The organism is Devosia sp. ZW T5_3, from assembly GCF_044987315.1.
Taxonomy (GTDB): Bacteria; Pseudomonadota; Alphaproteobacteria; order Rhizobiales; family Devosiaceae; genus Devosia.
This window is the reverse complement of sequence record NZ_JBJDRE010000024.1, coordinates 1-21,453: the sequence shown is the minus strand read 5'-3', so window position 1 is coordinate 21,453 and position 21,453 is coordinate 1. Positions and strand designations below refer to the sequence as shown.

21 protein-coding genes and 1 riboswitch are annotated in these 21,453 nt (G+C 64.5%); of the genes, 14 read left to right on the top strand and 7 right to left on the bottom strand.

What is annotated here, in order from left to right; translation table 11 throughout:
* The first annotated feature begins 72 nt into the window (after positions 1-72).
* The 9 genes from ACI3KW_RS21770 (at position 73) to rsmD (ending at position 12,116) form a co-directional block, all read left to right on the top strand.
* Positions 73-1,284, top strand: a complete 1,212-nt coding sequence (locus tag ACI3KW_RS21770) for an ROK family transcriptional regulator (protein WP_404849829.1) — start codon at positions 73-75, stop codon at positions 1,282-1,284.
* Positions 1,285-1,385: 101 nt separating this feature from the next.
* The gene (locus tag ACI3KW_RS21765; protein ID WP_404849828.1) at positions 1,386-2,609 is read left to right on the top strand and encodes an EAL domain-containing protein; all 1,224 of its coding nucleotides are present in this window, start codon (positions 1,386-1,388) and stop codon (positions 2,607-2,609) included.
* A 105-nt stretch (positions 2,610-2,714) separates the two neighbouring features.
* Positions 2,715-3,581, top strand: coding sequence for a TIGR01459 family HAD-type hydrolase (locus tag ACI3KW_RS21760; RefSeq protein ID WP_404849827.1), 867 nt, complete (start codon positions 2,715-2,717; stop codon positions 3,579-3,581).
* A gap of 5 nt (positions 3,582-3,586) precedes the next feature.
* Positions 3,587-4,564, top strand: coding sequence for a bifunctional riboflavin kinase/FAD synthetase (locus tag ACI3KW_RS21755; RefSeq protein ID WP_404849826.1), 978 nt, complete (start codon positions 3,587-3,589; stop codon positions 4,562-4,564).
* 276 nt (positions 4,565-4,840) lie between these two features.
* Positions 4,841-7,819, top strand: a complete 2,979-nt coding sequence (gene ileS, locus ACI3KW_RS21750; protein WP_404849825.1) for an isoleucine--tRNA ligase — start codon at positions 4,841-4,843, stop codon at positions 7,817-7,819.
* A gap of 161 nt (positions 7,820-7,980) precedes the next feature.
* Positions 7,981-8,544 carry a signal peptidase II gene (gene lspA / locus ACI3KW_RS21745; protein ID WP_404849824.1) on the top strand — a complete coding sequence of 188 codons (564 nt, stop codon included), beginning with the start codon at positions 7,981-7,983 and terminating at the stop codon, positions 8,542-8,544.
* An 87-nt stretch (positions 8,545-8,631) separates the two neighbouring features.
* Positions 8,632-9,315, top strand: a complete 684-nt coding sequence (locus tag ACI3KW_RS21740; RefSeq protein WP_404849823.1) for a hypothetical protein — start codon at positions 8,632-8,634, stop codon at positions 9,313-9,315.
* A 142-nt stretch (positions 9,316-9,457) separates the two neighbouring features.
* Entirely contained in the window at positions 9,458-11,419 is a 1,962-nt protein-coding gene (locus ACI3KW_RS21735; RefSeq protein ID WP_404849822.1) for a pseudouridine synthase, read from the top strand.
* Positions 11,420-11,561: 142 nt separating this feature from the next.
* Positions 11,562-12,116: a 16S rRNA (guanine(966)-N(2))-methyltransferase RsmD gene (gene rsmD, locus ACI3KW_RS21730; RefSeq protein ID WP_404849821.1), complete on the top strand. Its 555-nt coding sequence runs from the start codon at positions 11,562-11,564 to the stop codon at positions 12,114-12,116.
* A gap of 307 nt (positions 12,117-12,423) precedes the next feature.
* On the opposite strand, the gene ACI3KW_RS21725 is transcribed toward rsmD, so the two are convergent.
* The 7 genes from ACI3KW_RS21725 to ACI3KW_RS21695 all read right to left on the bottom strand — a co-directional run bounded on the left by ACI3KW_RS21725 (position 12,424) and on the right by ACI3KW_RS21695 (position 16,421).
* On the bottom strand, positions 12,424-12,858 hold the full coding sequence (locus tag ACI3KW_RS21725) for a Fur family transcriptional regulator (protein WP_404849820.1): 435 nt from the start codon (positions 12,856-12,858) through the stop codon (positions 12,424-12,426).
* A gap of 23 nt (positions 12,859-12,881) precedes the next feature.
* Complete coding sequence (locus ACI3KW_RS21720; RefSeq protein WP_404849819.1) at positions 12,882-13,787, bottom strand: metal ABC transporter substrate-binding protein; 906 nt, start codon at positions 13,785-13,787, stop codon at positions 12,882-12,884.
* 48 nt (positions 13,788-13,835) lie between these two features.
* Positions 13,836-14,708: a zinc ABC transporter permease AztB gene (gene aztB / locus ACI3KW_RS21715; protein ID WP_404849818.1), complete on the bottom strand. Its 873-nt coding sequence runs from the start codon at positions 14,706-14,708 to the stop codon at positions 13,836-13,838.
* Positions 14,705-15,469 (bottom strand): zinc ABC transporter ATP-binding protein AztA, encoded by a 765-nt coding sequence (aztA, locus tag ACI3KW_RS21710; protein WP_404849817.1) that lies wholly within the window; start codon positions 15,467-15,469, stop codon positions 14,705-14,707. The genes aztB and aztA overlap by 4 nt, the downstream gene beginning before the upstream one ends.
* Positions 15,466-15,618: a hypothetical protein gene (locus ACI3KW_RS21705; RefSeq protein ID WP_404849816.1), complete on the bottom strand. Its 153-nt coding sequence runs from the start codon at positions 15,616-15,618 to the stop codon at positions 15,466-15,468. The genes aztA and ACI3KW_RS21705 overlap by 4 nt, the downstream gene beginning before the upstream one ends.
* A 90-nt stretch (positions 15,619-15,708) precedes the next feature.
* The gene (locus tag ACI3KW_RS21700) at positions 15,709-16,065 is read right to left on the bottom strand and encodes a DMT family protein (protein ID WP_035101760.1); all 357 of its coding nucleotides are present in this window, start codon (positions 16,063-16,065) and stop codon (positions 15,709-15,711) included.
* Between the two features lie 101 nt (positions 16,066-16,166).
* Entirely contained in the window at positions 16,167-16,421 is a 255-nt protein-coding gene (locus ACI3KW_RS21695) for a DUF2164 domain-containing protein (RefSeq protein ID WP_404849815.1), read from the bottom strand.
* Between the two features lie 206 nt (positions 16,422-16,627).
* A riboswitch (cobalamin riboswitch) is annotated at positions 16,628-16,826 on the top strand.
* Between the two features lie 36 nt (positions 16,827-16,862).
* Here ACI3KW_RS21695 and ACI3KW_RS21690 point away from each other — a divergent pair.
* The 5 genes from ACI3KW_RS21690 to ACI3KW_RS21670 form a co-directional block, all read left to right on the top strand.
* Positions 16,863-17,051: a CbtB domain-containing protein gene (locus ACI3KW_RS21690; RefSeq protein WP_404849814.1), complete on the top strand. Its 189-nt coding sequence runs from the start codon at positions 16,863-16,865 to the stop codon at positions 17,049-17,051.
* A 22-nt stretch (positions 17,052-17,073) separates the two neighbouring features.
* Positions 17,074-17,841: a CbtA family protein gene (locus ACI3KW_RS21685; RefSeq protein ID WP_404849813.1), complete on the top strand. Its 768-nt coding sequence runs from the start codon at positions 17,074-17,076 to the stop codon at positions 17,839-17,841.
* The gene (gene cobW / locus ACI3KW_RS21680; RefSeq protein ID WP_404849812.1) at positions 17,838-18,896 is read left to right on the top strand and encodes a cobalamin biosynthesis protein CobW; all 1,059 of its coding nucleotides are present in this window, start codon (positions 17,838-17,840) and stop codon (positions 18,894-18,896) included. The genes ACI3KW_RS21685 and cobW overlap by 4 nt, the downstream gene beginning before the upstream one ends.
* A 106-nt stretch (positions 18,897-19,002) precedes the next feature.
* Positions 19,003-19,464 carry a hypothetical protein gene (locus tag ACI3KW_RS21675; protein WP_404849811.1) on the top strand — a complete coding sequence of 154 codons (462 nt, stop codon included), beginning with the start codon at positions 19,003-19,005 and terminating at the stop codon, positions 19,462-19,464.
* On the top strand, positions 19,464-21,453 hold a 1,990-nt coding region (locus tag ACI3KW_RS21670; protein ID WP_404849810.1), incomplete at its 3' end, for a cobaltochelatase subunit CobN. The genes ACI3KW_RS21675 and ACI3KW_RS21670, both read left to right, overlap by 1 nt.

Sequence of the window (21,453 nt, the reverse complement as noted above, 5' to 3'; positions counted from 1 at the left end):
GTAAATAAACCGTATTCGAGCGTGCCGTTTCGGTGCTTGATCGCTGCGCGCACACACGATTAAGTCGCCGCCATGGAAGAAGACCAACCCCCCGTCGACATGTTCGTACCCATCGGCCGCGGCGTTGCCCAGGCCGGGGTGCGCATCGCCAATGAACGCGCGGTGCTGACGCTGGTCGCCATTTTCCCAGGCCTGTCCAATGCCGATCTGGCCCGACGCACCGGGCTTGGGCCGCAAACCACCTCGCGCATCGTCTCCGACCTCGAAGCCCGCTCCATGGTGATGCGTGGCGAAGTGCTGCGCGGCCGCCGCGGCCAGCCGGCCACGCCCCTTTTTCTCAACCCCCGCGGCGCCTATTGCATTGGCGTCGAAATCGGCTGGCGCCACCGTGAAGTCCTGCTCTACGACCTGGCCGGACGCACCCTCGCCACCCTGCGCTCCAGCTACGAATATCCCGACGCAACCAGGATTTTCGCCGATCTGGCCGCCGATGTGCAGATCATGCGCGACGCCCTGTCGCCGCAGGATCTCGAGCGGCTGGTCGGCATTGGCCTGGCCGCGCCCACCTTCATTCACGGCAGCATCGAGCGCATCGGCGGGCCGCCCGAACAGGTCGAGCTCTGGCGCAGCATTGATGTCGCCGCCCGCCTTGCCGCAGCGACCGGCCTGCCCACCGATTGGTTCAATGACGGCAGCGCCGCCTGCTGGGCCGAAATCCTGGCCCAGCCACTACCGCGCCCCACCACCTTCGCCTATTTCCAGGTCGGCACTTTTGTGGGCGCCGGCATCGTCATGAATGGCGCGCTGTGGGAGGACCCCTCGGGCAATGCCGCCGATCTGGGCAGCATCATCGTCGCCGGTGCCGATGGCGCGCCCACCTATGCCCATATGGTGGCCTCGCTCAACGCACTCGATCGCCGCCTGACGGAGGCCGGAATGCGCCGTCCGCGCGGCTTCCCGCAGGAGTGGGATTGGACCGCACTCGAACCCGTCGCCTCCGCCTGGATCGATGAGGCTGGGCGGGCCCTCGCCACCGCCGTGCTCAGCACCCGCGCCATGATCGATATCGAAAAGGCCGTGATCGACGGGGTCATTCCCCGCGCCATCCTGGCCCGTCTGCTTGAGCGGACCACCCATTATCTCGCCCAGATCCCCGATCTGGTGCGCCCGCGGCCACGCGTCGAGCCCGGCGTCCAGGCCAGCTCCGCCGCAGCCACCGGCGCCGCCCAGCTCTACCTCTACCGCCGCTACTTCTCCCGCAGCTGGCATCTGCTGGTCACCTAGAGCAGAAGGGGGTAACCCGCCAATGCCGCTTTTGCCCGGGATAGCGCGATGCTAGAAGGGGAAGCCGAATCCCGGCGCGTGGAAAGGGTTCAGGTCCGCCCGTGCAGGCACTGGTTTACACATTCATCGGACTTGCAGCGGTGGGCATTGGCGCCATCGCCTATTTCGGCCTGACCTTCACCCCCGCCGAAGCCATTCTCGCCGCCGTGGTCTTTGGCTGCGTCTGCGTCGTCCTGCTCGAGCGCAGCCTGCGCCAGCGCGCCGAACGCCGGCTCGAAAAGGCCATTGAAGATCTCTCCCGCCTGCTTGCCACCGATGCCCAGGCCGGCGCCGTGCTGGGCCAGCGCATCAATGCCCTGACGGATCTCGATGCTGGCGGGCGCCTCGAAGGCGTCGAAGCCGACATTTCCGTTCTGGGCACCGTCATCCGCCAGGTCGCCGAAGCCGTCGCCGAAATCGAAGAACGCGCCGCTCGTCCCGGCCCCGCGCGCCGCCCCATTGGCACTGCCCCGCTGCCGGCCAATACACGCGAGCCCGAGCCGATCATCCCGCTCGATACGCTGCGCCGCTCGGTCGCCGAAAACCGCCTCATCTATCACGCCCAGCCCATCGTCACGCTGCCCCAGCGCCGCCCGCAGGGTTACGATCTGGTGCCCCGCCTCACGCTGGAAAATGGCGATCTGGCCGACAGTGCCGATTTCATGCCCAGCCAGGGCGGCGATGATGTGCTGACCCAGATCGAGGCTGTGGGCCTGCTCGAAGCCATCACCATCGCCCGCCGCGCCCGCACCGGCGGCCAGCCGGTCAATCTCTATATTCCGCTCTCCCGCGCCACCCTGGGCACTGCCGAAGGCTTCGGCCAACTCATGGCCACACTCGAGGCTAATCGCGCCATCGCCGCCGCGCTGAGCTTCCGCATCAACGCCACCCAGTGGCAAGCCCTCACCACCGGCGAGCGCGCCATTGCCGATGCCATCGCCAAAAAAGGCGTCAGCTTCTCGCTGTCGGGCGTCACCTCCCTGCGCGTCGATATCGCCGAACTCGCCGCCCAGGGCGTCCGCTCCCTGCGCATCGACGCCGCCCGTTTCATCGAGCGCCCCGAGGATTTCACCGACTATCCCCCCGCCGATATCGCCAATTACCTCGCCCGCTTCGATGTCACTCTGCTCGCTACCGGCATTGCCGGCGAAGCCCAGATCGTCGAACTGCTCGATACCGGCATCACCCTGGTCCAGGGCCCCTACATCGCCAGCCCCGGCCCCATCCGCCCCGACCTCATGACCGAACCCCTCCGCCAGGTCACCCGCCAGCGCGCCGAGGTCTAGGCCCCTCCTGCACCCATTGCAAACCCGCCCCGCGCCGCTTTTTGCTTGATCCTGCGCCCCAAGCTGCCACATAGGACGTGCCTTCCACCGCGCCGGATCCCTGCCATGACCCAGACCATTCCCAACATCGCCGGTCTTTCCGATCTGGCGGGCCGTTACGATGCCGTCCTCAGCGACGTCTGGGGCGTGGTGCATAACGGGGTCGCCGCGTTCCCCAGTGCCGTCGAGGCGCTGGCCGAATTCCGCCGGGCAGGGGGCAAGGCCGTCTTCATCACCAATGCGCCCCGGCCATCCGGTCCCATCGTCGATCTGCTCGATGATCTGGGCGTCGTGCGCGAAGCCTATGACGCCATCGTTTCCTCGGGCGACGCCACCCGCACCATGATCGCCAAATATTCCGGCCGCGCCATCCACCATGTTGGCCCCGCCACCGAAGATGACGCGCTCTACGAAGGCCTCAATGTCCGCCGCACCGGTCCCGAAGAGGCCGAAGTGGTCGTGGTCACCGATCTCGATACCGATGAGGACACCCCCGAAATGTACCGCGAGCGCGCCAAGCTCTGGCTCGCCCGCAAGCTGCCGATGATCTGCGCCAATCCCGACCGCGTGGTCGAGCATGGCGACAAGATCATCTATTGCGGCGGCGCTCTGGGCGATCTCTACGCTGCCATGGGCGGCATGGTGCTGATGGCCGGCAAGCCCTACCAGCCGATCTACGAAGAAGCCTTCCGCCTCGCCGAAGTCGCTGCCGGCCGCAAGCTCGATAAGTCCCGCGTCCTGGCCATCGGCGATAGCGTGCGCACCGATGCCACCGGCGCCGCCCAGTTCGGGCTCGATCTGCTGTTCATCACCGGCTCCATCCACGCCGCCGAACTCGACGCCTTCGGCAAGCCCGATCCCCAGGCTATTGCCGATCTCGTCGCCCCCAGCCGCGCTCATCTGGCCGGCTTCCTGCCGCGCCTCTCCTGGTAGTCGCCGTGCCCGATTTTCTCCGCCTCTCCGATCTGGCCGCCGTTCCGGCCTCCCTGCGCGGCGCCTATGTCGCCATCGGCAATTTCGACGGCTTCCATCGCGGCCACCAATCGGTGCTCGAAGTGCTCAAGGCCCGCGCCGCCCAGGCTGGCGTGCCGGCCGTCGTGCTCACCTTCGAGCCGCATCCGCGCGACGTTTTCGCACCCACCCCCTTCATGTTCCGCCTCACCCAGGGTGACGCCAAGGCGCGCCTTGCTGAAGCGCTGGGGCTCGACGCCATCGCCATTCTGAACTTCGACCGCGCCTTCTCCCAGATCGAGGCGGAAGACTTCGTCTCCCGTTTCCTGGTCGATGCTTTGGGCGTCACCGGTGTCATCGTCGGCACCGATTTCCATTTCGGCCGCCAGCGCCGCGGCACCCCCACCTTCCTCAAGGCCGAAGGCGACCGCCTCGGCTTTGCCGTCGAAACCCTGGGCCTGATGGATGAGGGCGACGAGCCCATCTCCTCCTCGCGCATCCGCGCCGCCCTCTCCGAAGGCGCCGTCACCGCTGCCAATCGCCTGCTCGGCTATCACTGGTTCTTCGAGGGCGAAGTCGAAAAGGGCGATCAGCGCGGCCGCGAATTGGGCTACCCCACCGCGAACATGGCCGTCCCCACCGGCTTCCAGCTCGCCCAGGGCGTTTTCGCCGTCCGCGCCCGCCTGGGCGATCGCCTGCTCGACGGCGTCGCCGCCTTCGGCAAGCCCATGTTCGACAATCAACGCCCGCCCTTTGAAACCCACCTGTTCGATTTTTCCGGCGACATTTACGGCCAGACCATTTCGGTGGCGCTCGTCTCCCACATTCGCGGCCAGGAAGTCTTTTCCGGCCTGGACGAGTTGATCGCCGCCATGGATAGGGATAGCCGCCGGGCGCGCACCTGCATTGCCGAGGCCAAACCCATCAGCCCGCTCGATGCGCGTCTGGGGTTTGTTGAGGGCTAATTTCAGTAGACCTCATGGTGAGCCTGTCGAACCACGAGGTCGTGGCACGGCATTTTCCACCTCCACGGTGTCACCCCGGCGTAGGCCGGGGCCCATCCTGAGGTAGATCGGTCCATCATGGACCTTGCGGCTGTTCCGCGATCTCGGGATGGGTCCCGGCCTACGCCGGGATGACACCGTGGTAAAACGCGATGCCACCCCCCAAAATCATCCTTTGCCCCATCGCCCACGCCTTGCTAAAAGGCGGCCACTTCTTCCCATGCGATTGCTTACCCCATGACCGATACTGCTGCGGGCGCCGCCGAAACCGATTATTCGTCGACGCTCTTCCTCCCGGAAACCGCTTTCCCCATGCGCGCGGGCCTGCCCGAGCGCGAGCCCGTCTGGCTCAAGCGCTGGGCAGACATGGACATTTATAAGCTGCAGCGCGAGCAGGCCGCCGACCGGCCCCTGTTCACCCTGCATGACGGCCCCCCCTACGCCAATGGCAATATCCATATCGGCCACGCGCTCAACAAGACGCTGAAAGACATGATCAGCCGGTCCCAGCAATTCCTGGGTAACAACGCTGCCTATGTCCCCGGCTGGGACTGTCACGGCCTGCCCATCGAATGGAAGATCGAAGAGCAGTACCGTGCCAAGGGCAAGGACAAGAACGACGTTCCGATCATCGAATTCCGCCAGGAATGCCGCACCTTTGCCGAGCAATGGGTCGATATCCAGCGCGAGGAATTCAAGCGCCTGGGCATCCTGGGCGAGTGGGACGTGCCCTATCTCACCATGAGCTTTGATGCCGAGGCGCAGATCGCCCGCGAGCTGATGAAGGTCTCGATGTCCGGCCAGCTCTATCGCGGCAGTAAGCCCGTGATGTGGTCGGTCGTCGAGCGCACCGCTTTGGCCGAAGCCGAAATCGAATATGCCGATTACGAGAGCGACACCATTTGGGTGAAATTCCCGGTGCTGGGCGCCGCGGCCAATGTCGATACCAAGGCCGCAGGCGGCTTTGCCGCCAGCGCCGATGCCATCCGTGGCCTTGATGGCGCTTTCGTCGTCATCTGGACCACTACGCCCTGGACCATCCCCGCCAACCGCGCCATCAGCTATTCATCCAAGATCAGCTATGGCCTCTATGAAATCACCGAGGCCCCCGAAGGCAATTGGGCGACCACCGGCGAGCGCTATGTGCTGGCCGATAATCTGGCCGCCGAAGTCTTCACCAAGGCCAAGGTGACCGGCACCAGGCGCCTGCATGATGTCGATCCCGGCACGATCACCGCCTGCGCCCATCCGCTGCGCGGCTTTGGCGGCGGCTACACTTTCGATGTGCCTTTGCTCGATGGCGACCACGTCACCGACGATACCGGCACGGGCTTCGTCCACACCGCCCCCGGCCACGGCCTCGACGACTTCGAGATCTGGATGAATTCGGGCCGCGTGCTCGCCGAAAAGGGCATCGACAGCGCCATCCCCTATGTGGTGGGCGATGACGGCTTCTACACCAAGGACGCTCCCGGCCTCGAAGGCGCCCGCGTCATCGATGACAATGGCAAAAAGGGCGACGCCAATCAGCGCGTCATCACGGCTTTGGCCGAGCGCCATGCCATGGTCGCCCGTGGCCGCGTCAAGCACCAATACCCCCATTCCTGGCGCTCCAAAAAGCCGGTGATCTTCCGCAATACCCCGCAATGGTTCGTCTATATGGACCGCGACATCAGCGCCCAGGATGGCGACACATTGCGCGCCCGCGCCTTGCGCGCCATCGACCAGACCAAGTTCTATCCCGCCGCGGGCCAGAACCGTCTCCGCTCGATGATCGCCGACCGCCCCGATTGGGTGCTGTCGCGTCAGCGCGCCTGGGGCGTGCCGATCACCGTTTTCGTCAACAAGCAAACTGGCGAAATCCTCAAGGACGAAGTGGTCAATCACCGCATCGCCCAATCCTTCGAGGAAGAAGGCGCCGATGCCTGGTACAAGCCCGGCGCCGCCGAGCATTATCTCGGCTCGCAGTACAAGGTCGACGACTATGAAATGGTCACCGACGTGCTCGATGTGTGGTTCGATTCAGGTTCGACCCACTCCTTCGTGCTGCGCAACAAACAGAAATGGCCGCATCTGAAATTCCCGGCCTCGATGTATCTCGAAGGTTCCGACCAGCACCGCGGCTGGTTCCATTCGTCGCTGCTCGAAAGCTGCGCCACCAACGGCTTTGCCCCCTATGACAGCGTGCTCACGCATGGCTTCACCATGGATGGCGAAGGCCGCAAGATGAGCAAGTCGCTGGGCAATACCGTCGCCCCGCAGGACATCATCAAGCAATATGGCGCCGATATCCTGCGCCTTTGGGTGGCATCCTCCGACTATTCGGAAGACCTGCGCCTGGGCAAGGAAATCATCCAGACCACGGTCGATAGCTACCGCAAGCTGCGCAACACACTGCGCTGGCTCCTGGGCAATCTCGCCCATTACCAGCCCACCGACGTGGTCGCCTTTGCCGATATGCCTGAGCTCGAACGGCTCATGCTGCACCGTCTGGCCCAACTCGACGGCCAGGTCCGCACCGCCTTCAAGGAATATGATTTCCGCCGCGTGGTGACCCTGCTCGGCAATTTCATGAATATCGAATTGTCTGCCTTCTATTTCGATATCCGCAAGGACGCGCTTTATTGCGATCCGATCTCCTCGGTCCGCCGCAAGGCATCACTCACCGTGCTGCATCACCTGTTTGATTGCCTCACGGCCTGGCTCGCGCCCATCCTCGTCTTCACCATGGAAGAATGCTGGCTGGAGCGGCACCCCGAAGAGGGCGCCTCGGTCCACCTGCGCCTGCTGCCCGAAGTCCCCGCCGAATGGCTCGATGATGATCTCGCCAATAAATGGCAGCTCATCCGCGCCGTCCGCCGCGTGGTCACCGGTGCGCTCGAAATCGAACGCCGCGAAAAGCGCATCGGCTCTTCGCTCGAAGCCGCTCCCCAGGTCTTCATCGCCGACCCGCGTTACCTCACCGCGCTTGAAGGCCAGGACCTCGCCGAAATCGCCATCACCTCGGGCATTTCCCTGGCAACCAGCGAAGGCCCGGCCGATGGCTTCCGCCTCGAAGACGTCCCCGGCATTGCGGTCGTCCCGGCTTTGGCCGTCGGCAATCGCTGCGCCCGCTCGTGGAAAGTCCTGCCCGAAGTCGGCACCGACCCCGACTACCCCGACGTCTCCCTGCGCGACGCCCAAGCCCTGCGCGAACGCGCCGAATTGGGGCTGTAACGCTTGCGCCACGCTATCGCTCTGTCGTCCCTCTCCCCTCGTGGGAGAGGGTGCCCGAAGGGCGGGTGAGGGGGTCTCTCCGCCATCGCTGACCCCTCATCCGGCGCTGCGCGCCACCTTCTCCCATAAGGGGAGAAGGGAAGAAGGAGCAAATTGCCCCGATGAACATCACCAAACTCACCAACCCCGCCACCTATTTCTCTCTCACCGCAGCCATTCTCGCCTTCGGCATCGATCGCGCCCACAAGGCCTTCCAGGTCTCCGCCGATTGCATCGCGCTGGGCGCCGCGCCCTGCGTCGAGGTCTTCACCTCCTACATTCCCGTTTCCATGAGCAATTGGCGCGGTGGCGAGGTCGTGCGCGTCACCGACTTTTTCGACTATGTCCTGGTCTGGAATACCGGCATTTCCTACGGCCTGTTCGATAGCCTGCCGGTCTGGGGCCTGGGCGCCATCATGCTGGTCGCCATCGCGCTATTGTCGGTCTGGTGGTGGCGGGCCGATTCGCGGCTGATCCGCATGGGGCTGGCCCTCTGCATTGGCGGCGCGCTGTCCAATGCGCTCGATCGCCTGCTCTATGGCGCGGTGGCTGATTTCTTCCATTTCCACTGGCAGAGCTATTCGTTCTACATCTTCAACATCGCCGATGTGGCCATCACGCTGGGCGTCATCCTGCTCATTGCCGACATGTTGGGCATCGGCCGCCCGCGCGCCGCCAAGGCGTGATTTCATTGGCGAACACTTTACTGCCAGAATCTGGCCTTACGCGGCAGGATGCTATATAAGCGCGGCCGAAATCGTGAAGGACGTTGCATGCGTATTGGATTGATCGGGCGCGCGATTGCTCGCAAGGCCTCAATGGCGTCACTGGGCCTGTTGCTTGCGGCCACCCTGGCTGCCTGCACGACCGTGGAGGGCACCAACGCCCTTACCGATGCGGGCACATTCGAGCGCGAGGTGATGAGCTCCACTGCTCGCGGCTTCGGCCTGATCCCCGGCGAAACGCCCAAGGAAGAGCCCACCCAGGCTCGCGCCCCGCTGGTGCTGCCGCGCAATGCCGAAAATCTGCCGGCCCCCACCACGGCCGTTGCCGTGGCCCAATTGCCCGCCAATAGCGACGCGGTGCGGATCGATGCGTCCGGCCTCACCGAAGCCGACCTCACCCGCCTGCGCAATGCCAAGGTCGTCGACCTGCGCTCCATGTCCGGCCGCCCGCTCACTGAAGCCGAAGCCCGCGCACTTACCGCCCGCATGACGGCCGCCAATATGGCGGTCGGGGTCAATGGCAAGCGCCCGCTCTATCTGCCGCCGGATGAATATTTCACCCGCGTCGGCAATGCCGACATGGTCTGCCGCAACCCGTCTGGCCAGATCGTCTCGCTCAGCGATCCGAGCTGCCCCGAGGAAATCCGCCGCGCGCTGCGCGTACAGGGTCCCACCGGTTCGGGCATGATCGGCGGCTCGATCGATCAGGAAATCAAGGATATGAAGGACTGATCGCCAGCTCTTCTCGCATCTTTCATGCGCCCCGCCCTGTGCGGGGCGTTCTTTTTGTGCGATGGACACGTTCATCACACTCTGCTCCCAACTAATCAGCGCCGCCCATCCGGGTCCCGCATGACATGAAGGCACTTCGCCAATGACCGATTCTCCCGCCACTCCCGACACCGGCGACCGCCTCGCCAAGGTCATTGCCCGCTCCGGCCTCTGCTCCCGCCGCGACGCCGAAGCCTGGATCACCACCGGTCGCGTCAGCGTCAACGGCAAGAAGGTGCTGACCCCAGCCTTCAACGTCACCGGGCGCGACAAGGTCATGGTCGATGGCGCCCCGCTGGCCGCCCGCCAGGGCACCCGCGTCTGGCTCTATCACAAGCCCGCCGGTCTCGTGGTCACCGAGAAAGATCCCGAGGGCCGCCCCACCGTTTTCGAAGCGCTCGAACAACACGGCCTGCCGCGCGTCGTTTCCGTCGGCCGCCTCGATATCAATACCGAAGGCCTGCTGCTCGTCACCAATGATGGCGGCCTCAAGCGCGTGCTCGAATTGCCCGCCACCGGCTGGCTGCGCCGCTATCGCGTGCGCGCCCATGGCAGTGTCACCCAGGCCGCGCTCGATCGCCTCAAGGATGGCATCGAGATCGACGGCATCAAATACGGCTCCATCGAAGCCACGCTCGAGCGCGACCAGGGCTCCAATGTGTGGATCGTCATGGCCCTGCGCGAAGGCAAGAACCGCGAAGTCAAGAACGTGCTCGGCGCGCTTGGCCTTGAGGTCAATCGCCTGATCCGCGTCTCCTATGGCCCGTTCCAGCTCAACGACATTCCGGTCGGCGCCATCGAAACCGTCAAAGCCGCGACCCTGCGCGAGCAGCTCGGCAAGAAGCTGGCCGAGGCGGCCGATGTCGATTTCGACAGCGAAATGCCCGAAATCAACCAGCTCGTCGGCAAGCCCACCCGTGATCGCCTCACCGGCCGCGGCACCAATACCGTCGAGATCGCCCGCCAGCGCTTCCGCTTCACCGACCATGCCGAAAAGACCGAGGAAGAAATCCGCGCCGAGCGTCCGCGCCAGGATCGCCCCGGGCGTTTCGACAGCCGCAAGCCGACCAAGCGCGTCGATCCGCGTGCCGAAGAAGAGATGGCGCCGCCCCGCCGTATCCATTTCGACGAAGATGGCCGCGCGCCCGAGGAATTCGTCGCCAAGCGCGGCGGCAACAAGCCCGCCTGGCGCGATCCCGACGATCAGCCCGCCAGCACTTTCGGCAAGCGTCCCGAACGCCCCGCCAAGCCAGCCTTTGGCGAGAAGAAGTCCTTCGGCGATAAAAAGCCGTTTGGTGACAAGAAATCCTTCGGGGACAAAAAGCCCTACGGCGATAAGAAGTCGTTTAGCGACAAAAAGCCCTATGGCGATAAAAAGTCCTTTGGCGACAAGCCGGCCTTCGGCGATCGTCCCAAGCGCGCCTTCAGCGAGCGTCCCGCCGGCGCCCGTGGCTTTGCCGACCGTACCGAGCGCCCCAAGCGCGATTTCGGTGAGCGTCCGCCCCGTCGTGACGATGCCGGCGCGCCCCAGCGCGGCTTTGCCGAGCGTCCACGCGGTCCCCGTCCCGAAGGCGGTCGTCCCCCGCAGGATCGTGCCTTCACCGGCACCCCGCGCGGCCCGCGTCGTAGCGATGCAGCAGCGGGCGAGCGCCCAGAGCGCAGCTTTGCGCCGCGTGTTCGTCCCGATAGCGAACGCGGCGATGGCGCAGCCTTTACCGGCGCGCCCAAGCGTCCCGGCCGCAATTTCTCGGAAAAGCCGCGCAGCTTCCGTCCCGATGCCGACCGCGCCCCGCGTCCTGATCGCGCTCCGCGCCCCGACCGCGCCGCCCGTCCGGGCCGCGACAATCTAGGCTCGGAAGCCAAGACCTACGGCAAGCCCAAGACCCGCCCCGATGGCAAGCCCCATCCCAAGCGCGACGGCGCCGCTCCCCAGCGCGGCCCCAAGCCCGGTGGCCGTCCCGCCGCCGGTGGTCGTCCCAGCGGCGGCGCTGGTCGTCCCTCCGGCGGCGCCCGCCCCACTGGTGGTGCCGGCCGTCCCTCCGGTCCGCGCCGTCCCAAGGCGTAAACACTACGCCCACCCCACAATGTCATCCCCGCGAAAGCGGGGACCTCCGTTTCCTTTCCCTATCCGCAAACAGAGGTTCCCGCTTTCGCGGGAATGACACCGTGAGATAAGGGAAGGGGCGGTGAAAATATGGAGCCAACCCATGCGCATCGTCGCCGGAAAATTTCGTGGCAAGCAGCTGACCTCGCCCTCTGACGAGTCCATCCGCCCCACCGCCGACCGCGTCCGCGAGAGCATGTTCAACATCCTCGCCAGCCGCCTCGGCCCGGTCTTTGATGGCATCCGCGTGCTCGACCTCTTCGCCGGCACCGGCGCCCTTGGCCTCGAAGCCCTCTCGCGCGGGGCCGCTCACGTCACCTTCGTTGACACTGGCGCGGAAGCCCGGGGCATCATCCGCGACCACATCGAGGCCTTCGGGGCAGGGGGCATCACCAAACTCCTGCGCCGCGACGCCACCGATCTGGGCACCCCCGGCACGTTCGGCCAGTTCAACCTGATCTTCCTCGACCCGCCCTACAACAAGGGTCTGGGCGAACAGGCGCTGGCGGGCCTTCTCGCCAACGGCTGGCTCGCCCCCGGCGCCACCATGGTCCTCGAAGACAGCACCGAAGCCACGATCACCCTCCCCGCCGGCTTCACCCTGGAAGACCGCCGCGAATACGGCGCCGCCGCCGTACATTTCTTGAGCGTGGAATAGGCCACGACCTCGTCCTTCGACAAGCTCAGGATGAGGTCTACTGTGAATATCGCGATCTAAGTAGACCTCATGGTGAGCCTGTCGAACCACGAGGTCGTGGCACTTTGCCTTATCACCCGCCGGACCCACCCTCGCCCCTTGAGGGAGAGGGACTGATTTTCTGCGTTCAGCAGAAAATCAGGGTGAGGGGTTGCCTCCGCAACATCAATGCAAGCTTGTGTCACAAGCTTTGGCCATGCGCCTACCTCCCCTCAAGGGGGAGGGGACAGATCGGGGCTCCCTATCATGAGCTGAGTGATGACGGCTCCTAAGCCGCCACACAAGCCCCACACCGCCCACGAATCTCCATCGTGGTCCGCTCGACCTTAAAGTCCTTCTGCCCGGCCCAGTCCCCCAGCCGCTCCTCGATCACCGCGTCGGCAAATTCATCCACCTTCCCGCAGCCCTCGCAGATCGCGAACGCAATCAACCCGCTGCGATGGCAATGCTCATCCGCACAAGCCACGAACGCATTGAGCGATTCCAGCCGATGCGCCAGCCCCCGTTCCACCAGCTTGTCGAGCGCGCGATAGACCTGCAGCGGCGCCCGCAGCCCGTCGCCGCGCAGCTTGTCGAGGATGTCATAGGCAGACAATGGCCCGTCCGAATGCGCCAGCGCACCCAGCACCAACCCCTGGTTCTTCGTCAGATCATCAGCCCACACATGGTTGTGGCCGCTGTGGTCGTCATGCGAATGTGCCATTATCCACCTGCCTTTTTGTAAGACTACTTGCCTGCCATCGCGGGCACCAGCAGTTCAACGTTATGTTTGAACATATCGAGATAGCTCGCTGCCCCCTCGCCGGGTTCTGACAGCGCATCGGCATAAAGCTCGCCGCCCACCGTCACGCCGGTTTCGCTGGCGATCTGCTGCACCAAGCGGCCGTCGCTCATATTCTCGATAAACAGCGCCTTGACCCCATCGGCCCGGATCTGCTCGATCAGCTTGCCCACATCGGCGGCTGATGCCTCGCTATCGGTCGAAATGCCCTCGGGCGCCAGGAATTCCACGCCATATTCCTCGCCGAAATAGGTGAACGCGTCATGGGTGGTGATCACCTTGCGCTGCGCTTCCGGCACGGTGTCGATATCGGCGATCACCTTGGCGTCGAGTGCCGAAATCTCGGCCGAATATTCGGCCGCATTGGCCTCATAAACCGTGCAGCCATCCGGATCGACCGCGCACAGCCCCGCCGCCACATTCTTCACATAGAGCAGGCCATTCTTTAGGCTCTGCCAGGCGTGCGGATCGGTCTCGCCATGGTCATGCCCCTCATGGCCGTGTTCTTCCTCGGCCATGGCATGGGTCTTGACGCCCTCGCTGGCCACCACCACCGGGCCGGCAAAGCCCGTCGCTTCGACCAGCCGGTCCAGCCAGCCCTCAAAACCCAGCCCATTGACGAAAAACACCTGCGCATGGCTCAGCGCCTGCGCATCTGCCGGCTTGGGTTCATAGACATGCGTATCGGCATTGGCACCGACGATCGTCGTCAGCTCCACCCGGTCGCCGCCGACACGGGCAACGATATCCCCGAGAATGGAAAAGCTGGCCACGGCTTTGACTTCGGCCGCACTCGCCGGCAGCGCCAGCACCGAGGTCATTAACGCCAGGGCAATGAGTTTGATCGACATGCTTTGGTCTCCGTATGATGCCGGGCGGCGCGCCGCTCCGGCGGAAAGTCAGGCCACCCGATGCCGGGCCGGCCGCGTGGCAGTGGTGATGACGCCGCGCCGTCCGAACAGCAGCGACATGAGGTAAATCGCCCCGGCGACAAGGATAATGGCCGGCCCCGAGGCAATGCTCAGGTGATAGGAGGCGAGCAGCCCGAAATAGCTCGAGACCACCGCGATCAGCACGGCCAGCCCACAAGTGGCCTCGAGGCTGCGCACCCAGAACCGCGCCGCCGCCGCCGGCAGCATCATCAGCCCCACCGCCAGCAGCGTCCCGAGCGCCTGGAACCCGCCCACCAGATTGAGCACCACCAGCGCCAGAAAGATCAGGTGCACCGGGTGACCCGCCTTGCTGACACTGCGCAGGAAGCTGGGGTCCAGACACTCCGCCACCAGCGGCCGCCACAGCATGGCCAGTGCCACCAGACTCACCGTCACGATGGCCCCGATCATGATCAGCGCATCATTGTTCAGCGCCAGCACCGTGCCGAACAGCACATGCATCAGGTCCACATTGGAGCCCTTGAGGCTCACCAGCATCACGCCCAGCGCCAGCGAAATCAGATAGAAGGCCGCCAGAGAATTGTCCTCGCGCTGAATGGTGAAGCGCGACACCAGCCCCGCCAGCACCGCAACGATCAGCCCGGCGGCAAAGCCCCCCAGCGTCATCGGCAGGATAGCCAGCCCCGATACGAGAAACCCCGCTGCCGCACCGGGCAGAATGGCATGGGCCATGGCGTCCCCGGTCAGGCTCATCCGCCGCAGCATCAGGAACACGCCAACCGGTCCCGCGCTCAGCGACAGGATGATGGCCCCGGCCAAGGCGCGATTCATGAAACCGAATTGCACGAACGGCCCGATCAGGAAATCATAGAGGTTCATTGGTGCGCCCCGTGCTTGTGGCCACGGCCATCATGCTCATGCCAGGGCGCATGCTCGTCCCAAGCCTCCACCATCTGCCGCGCCCGGCGCAGATTGTCCGCCGTCAGCGCTTCTTCCGTGTCGCCCCAGGCAATCGCCTCGCGTGCCAATAGCAGCGTGCGCGGAAAGGCTTCCCGCACCAGCTCGGCATCGTGCAGCACGGCAATCACCGTGCGCGCTTCGCCGTGCCAGTGCTTGATCAGCTCGGTCAGGTCCGCCACCGTGCGCTGGTCGATGGCGGCAAATGGCTCATCGAGCAGGATCACCGGCGCATCCTGCACCAGCACCCGCGCAAACAGCGCCCGCTGCAATTGCCCGCCCGACAGCGTATCGATCGGCCGCCGCTCAAAGCCGACAAGCCCCACCGCAGCCAAAGCCGCTTCCATCTCCCGGCGATCGACGCCGCGAATGGCCGAAAACAGCCCCCGCCGCTTCCAGAATCCGAGCGCCACCAGATCCGCCACCACCGCCGGAAAGCTGCGGTCGATCTCGGCAATCTGCGGCAGGTAGGCAATGTCTTTGCTGTCGATGCCATCGAGCGTCACCCGTCCGCTCAGCGGCTTGATCGCCCCGATCATGCCCTTGAGCAGCGTCGACTTGCCCGAGCCATTGGGCCCCATTACCGCAGTCAGCGAACCGCGCTCAAACGCCCCGTCCAGATGATGCACCGCCGGATGCGCGTCATAGCCCAGCGTCAGGTCTTCGATGCGGATCGCGCTCATGACCGCACCAAGAGCCACAGCACCAGCCAGATCACCACGATCGCCGGAACCACGATGGCCAGCCGCGCCAGCGCACTCATCTGCGCCAGGCCAAAGCTGCGCCCCCTCGATTTTACCGGGGCGTGCGGATGCGTATGCTGGTGAGCCATGGCCGTTCTTGTGCTATACATGTGTCGACGCAACGTAATAACATTACGGTCGCAATCGTCAAGACCTCACATCACAGCCAACAGCCGATCCTACTTGATCGGGCCCTTGAAGATAAAAAATGCCCCCAGCGCGATCATCCCGAACCCGATGCCGTGGTTCAGCGTCAGCTTCTCGCCAAAGTAAAACACGGTGAACACCGCGAACACCGACAGCGAGATGACTTCCTGAATGGTCTTGAGTTCGGACGGGCTATAGACCGCTTCCCCGATCCGATTGGCCGGCACGGCCAGCCAATATTCGAAAAACGCGATGCCCCAGCTGATCATCACCGCCAGCCACAGCGCCGATGTCGGCCATTTCAGATGCCCATACCAGGCAAAGGTCATGAACACATTGGACGCGAGCAGCAGCCCAATCGGGGCAAAAGTGGCAAAGTTGAAGCCCAAGGCTTCCTCCTGAAAAGGCCAGAAAACCGCCGATTGGCGGCCTCACTGCTTACCCCTAGCCGCTTTGCCGCGAAAGTGGATTTCACATTCGTGCTTATGCCCTAGCGCACATGCTTGGTCGGCTGCTCCAGCCCAAACAGATCATCACTCAGATTATCCATCCGCTCGCGCACCAAAACCTGCGCGTCATAAACCCCGCGATTGTAGAAATAGGCGCCCATCTTGTCGGCAAAGAACATCATCAGCATCTCGGCCGGAATGGAGCCAATGTCCTGGTCGAGTTCGTTTCGGAAATAGTCGCGAATTTCATCCACGATCGCCTTGGTTTCCTCGCGGCTGAATTTGATCGGTTTCATCTCGTGTCTCCCGCAGATTTTGGCGATCAGGTCTACTGCGAGTCGCCGGTTCCGCCGTCCGCCAAATTGGCTCGAACGCGCCGACCCCACGCTTGACCCAGCGCCGCTTTTCCTACCAACCACATTGCGGTCCGCCCGATTTAGTGGCAAACCAATCCTCGTGTTGGTTCCCCGCGTCCGTTGTGGCAAGGGGATACTCAGCCTGAAGCCCAAGGCATCACGCCGCAAGCGGAAGGCTGGAAAAGGGAACACGGTGCGACGTACCCATCAGGGCGCAAAACCGTGGCTGCCCCCGCAACTGTAAGCGGTGCATTCCCCTCTCATGCCACTGGCGAATAGCCGGGAAGGCGAGGGGAGTGGTTATCACCGCGAGCCAGGAGACCTGCCGGCACATCAGCCGGGCGAAAAGCCCAATCTATTCCGCGCACGGAGGGTGCTGCCATGAATACCACGATCAATACGACGACCACCGTCTCCACGTCTCTCTCCCTGTCCCAGCGCCTCATCGCTGGTGTCCTGGCCCTCATGCTCGGTCTGACCCTTCTGGTCGGCACCGGCTTTGCCGGCGATTTCCGCCTGCATAACGGCGCCCACGACACCCGCCACGCCATGGGCTTCCCCTGCCACTAAGGCAGCGCACGAGAGAAACAAAATGATCCGTAACTTGTTTGCCGCTGCGCTTTTCGCAGCGCTGGCCGCTGGCCTATTGACCGCCGCCATCCAGAATTTCCGCGTCACCCCGCTCATTCTGCATGCCGAGACCTTCGAGGGCGAAGGCGGCCACAGCCATGGCGAGGCCGCCGCTGTCGCTGATCACGAACACGCTCTCGGCACGGCCGAACACAGCCACGATGACGCCGCCGCCAGCACGGCCGCCGAGCCCGAAGAATGGGCCCCGCAAGACGGCTTCGAGCGCACCGCCTATACGACGCTCGCCACGGTCCTCGCCGCCACCGGCTTTGCCCTGGTCATCGGCGCCATCTCTATGTTCGCCAATATCCCTATCACCTTCGCCAATGGCCTGCTCTGGGGCGCCGCCGGTTTTATCACCTTCTCGCTGGCCCCCGCCTATGGCCTGGCGCCCGAACTCCCCGGCATGCCTGCCGCCGATCTGTTCGCCCGCCAGCTCTGGTGGGTGGGCACGGCCGTCGCCACCGGCGCCGCTTTCGTGTTGCTCGCCAAGACCCGCGCCAGCTGGGCCATTGCCGTCGCCGTCGCGCTGATCGCGGCCCCCCACATTATCGGCGCGCCCGTCGCCCCCGATGAGCCCAGCGCCGTCCCTGCCCACCTAGCCACCGAATTCGCCGCCATCACCCTTGGCACCTCGGCCGTGTTCTGGGCCGTGCTCGGCACCCTGTTCGGCCGCCTCAACGACCTCTTTGCCGCCCGCGCGGCCACCCCGATCGGAGCCATTGCATGACCGAAAAAATCCCCACCACTGTTATCACCGGCTTTCTCGGCGCCGGCAAAACCACCCTGGTTCGTCACCTTCTCGCCCATGCCCCCAAGGGCAAGCGCATCGCCCTGATCATCAACGAATTCGGTGATCTGGGTGTCGATAAGGACATCCTGGCCGGTTGCGGCGACGACACCTGCCGCGAAGAAGATATGGTCGAGCTGTCCAATGGCTGCATTTGCTGCACCGTGGCCGATGAATTCATCCCCACCATGCAGGCTCTGCTCGCCCGCCCCGAAAAGTTCGATCACATCGTCATCGAAACCTCGGGCCTGGCTTTGCCCCAGCCGCTGATCCGCGCCTTCAACTGGCCTGAAATCAAGGCCCAGGTCACCATTGACGGCATCGTCACTGTCGCCGATGCCGCAGCTCTCGCCGAAGGCCGCTTTGCCTCAGACGAAGCCGCCGTCGACGCCCAGCGCCGTCAGGACGAAATGCTCGATCACGAAACGCCGCTGGGCGAGCTGTTCGAGGATCAGCTCTCGGTGGCCGACCTCGTCATCGTCAACAAGGCCGATCTGGTCGATCCCGCCATGCTCGATATTGTCGAAGCCAACCTCCGCGCCGAAATGCGCCCCGGCGTCGGCCTCATCCGCGCCCGCAATGGCCATGTCGATATCGCGGCCCTGCTCGGCATGGGCATGTCCTCGGAAGACGATATCGCCAATCGCCCCAGCCACCATGAGCTGGAACATGGCGGGGAAATCCACGAGCACGACGATTTCGACAGCTTCTCCATCCGCCTGCCCGCCATCGGCAGCAAGGATGAGCTGCTCTCCGTCATCGAAGCCACCATCCGCGACCACGATGTGCTGCGCCTCAAGGGCTTCGCCGCCGTGCCCGGCGCCAATGCCCGCCTCGCCATCCAGGCCGTCGGCCCCCGCGTCACCGCCTATTTCGATCGCCCCTGGAAAGATGGCGAAATTCGCGAAACCGCGCTGGTCGTCATCGGCCAATCCCCCCTCGACCACGCCGCCATCACGGCCAGCCTGCAACGCGCTTTGGCCGTCGCCGCCTGATAAAGGTTTGGCCCCGATCTGTTCCCTCCCCCTTGTGGGGAGGGCTAGGGTGGGGGTGCTGCGCCAACAGCGGTCTCGATCCACGCCGTTCAGCCCAAGGACCTCCATGACCGGCATCCCCAAAGACGCCAACAGCCCCACCACATCAGCAATCCCCCGTTTCCTGCTGACCCTCTTTGTCGGCCCGGCCCTCGGCGCGCTGACCTTCCTTGTTGGCGGCGCACTCGCCGATTGGCACGACAATCCCGACAACTGGTCTGATCTCTTCGAAGATGCCCCGCTGATCTTGCTCTTCGGTTATGGGATGGGCCTGTTCCCCGCCCTAGTCGGCGCCGTGGTCATGGGCGTCTTCAGCCACCGCTACCAAAACCTGCGCGCCCAACTCCTCGCCGCCATTCCCCTCGGCGCCGCTGCCGGCTGGTTCGGCATGACGCTGTTCGTCTCCTCCTTCGGCGCCAACAAATATTTCAACACCGAGCTTCAGCTCGTCTCGGCCATCGCCGGCGCCGTCGCGCTGCTCGGCTGCACCGCCATCTTCGCCTGGTTCACCCGCAAGGCGGCCGCCTGATGCATCTGCTCTCCGCCCAGGCCGGCGCCATCCAGCAGGAAGGCGAAGCCATCGATCTCAACCAACACCCCGGCGCCTATATCTTCGCCTCCGCCGCCGATAGCGAATTGGCCATGCTCGCCGCCGCCGCCGACCGGGCAGGGGAGAGCGAACTGCGCCTCGCCAATACGCTGCGCCTCTCCAACAATCTCTCGGTCGATCTCTGGCTGGAAAAAACGGTGGGTCACGCCCGCCTGGTCGTCCTCCGCCTTATCGGCGGCGCCGCCTATTTCCAGTATGGCGTCGACGAGCTCACCGCCCTCTGCGCCAACCGCAAAATCCCGCTCGCCCTCATCCCCGGCGACGCCAATCCCGACCCCATCCTGCAATCCCGCTCCACCATCCACCCCGACGACTGGACGCGCCTCCACAATCTCTTCATCGCCGGCGGCCCGGACAATGCGGATACCATCCTGAAGGCGTTCAATCTTCTTGCCGTTCCAGCCCTTCCTTCTCCCCTCGTGGGAGAAGGTGCCCGAAGGGCGGATGAGGGGGCCTTGCTCACCGACCTCCAACCCACCCCCTTCCCCCGCTTCGGCCTCTGGCACCCCAGTCTCGGCATCACCGACGAATCCGCCCTACGCTCAATCCACGCCCACCCACCGGGCGGTCCCTCCCCCTATCAGGGGGAGGCTAGGAGGGGGTACTCCGATGCCAGAGCATTCATTCCCATCCTCTTCTACCGCGCCGCCCTCGAAGGCGCCGGTACCGCCACCATCACAGCCCTCATCGCCGAGCTGGAGCGCCAGAACCTCGCGCCCGTTCCCCTGTTGGTGTCCTCCCTCAAGGAAGCCCCCTGCGTCCGTTTCATGCAAAACGCGCTCGCCGCCTTCCCGCCCGCCACCATCCTCAACCTCACCGGCTTCGCCCTCGGCCTCGATAGCCTCGACGCCAAGTCCAACCCCTTTTCCGGCACCGACGCGCCCGTCATCCAACTGATCCAGTCTGGCCGCCCGCAAGCCCAATGGCTGGCCGATAGCCAGGGCCTGAGCTCCAAAGACCTGGCCATGTTCCTGGTCATGCCCGAAGTCGACGGCCGCATCGGCGGCCTCATCATCGGCCACAAAGCCGACGCCGTCTGGCACGAAACCTGCCAGGTCCCCCTCTCCGCCTACGCCCCCGACCCCTCCGGCATCACCCGTGCGGTAACCCTGGCCGCCAACTGGTCCCACCTCCGCACCACCCCCCGCGCCCACCGCAAAGTCGCAATAGTCCTCGCCAACTACCCCATCCGCGACGGCCGCCTCGCCAACGGCGTGGGCTACGACGCCCCGCAATCCACAGTCGAGATTTTGCGGGCACTGGAAGCCGCAGGCTACACGCTGAACCAATCCCCCTCCCCCTTGAGGGGAGGGGTTAGGGGTGGGGGTGCTGCGCCATCCACGACCCAAATCCCATGGTCTGGCGGCCCAGGTCACAACAACACCCGCCTCTCCCGCGCGCCCAAGAACATCAGCCGTTCACGCGAACTGCGCAGCAACCAGACCCCGCTGGAGCGCAAACTTTGGCCGTTGCTTCGTGCCGCCAAATCCCAAGGCTGGCACTTCCGGCGGCAGGTTTCGATTGGTCCATACTTTGCCGATTTTGCATCGCACGATCCAAAGCTGGTGATCGAAATTGACGGCGAAAGCCATTATGGGCCGGGTGCTGAACAGTACGATGCGGGCCGAACAGCGTTTCTTGAGCGTGCCGGCTACCGGGTGGCTCGTTTCACCAATAGCGACATACACGGCAACATCGAGGGTGTGTGGCAGGCACTTCAGCAGCTTTTGACCTCGTTCAGCACCCCCACCCCTAACCCCTCCCCTCAAGGGGGAGGGGGACAGCTCAGCGCCGCGCCCGATTTCACGACTCCATCGCATCCCTCCCCCTTGAGGGGAGGGAACGAGGGTGGGGGTTCTGCAGCATCCGCATACCCAAAATCATCAGAACAACTGATAACCCTCCTCC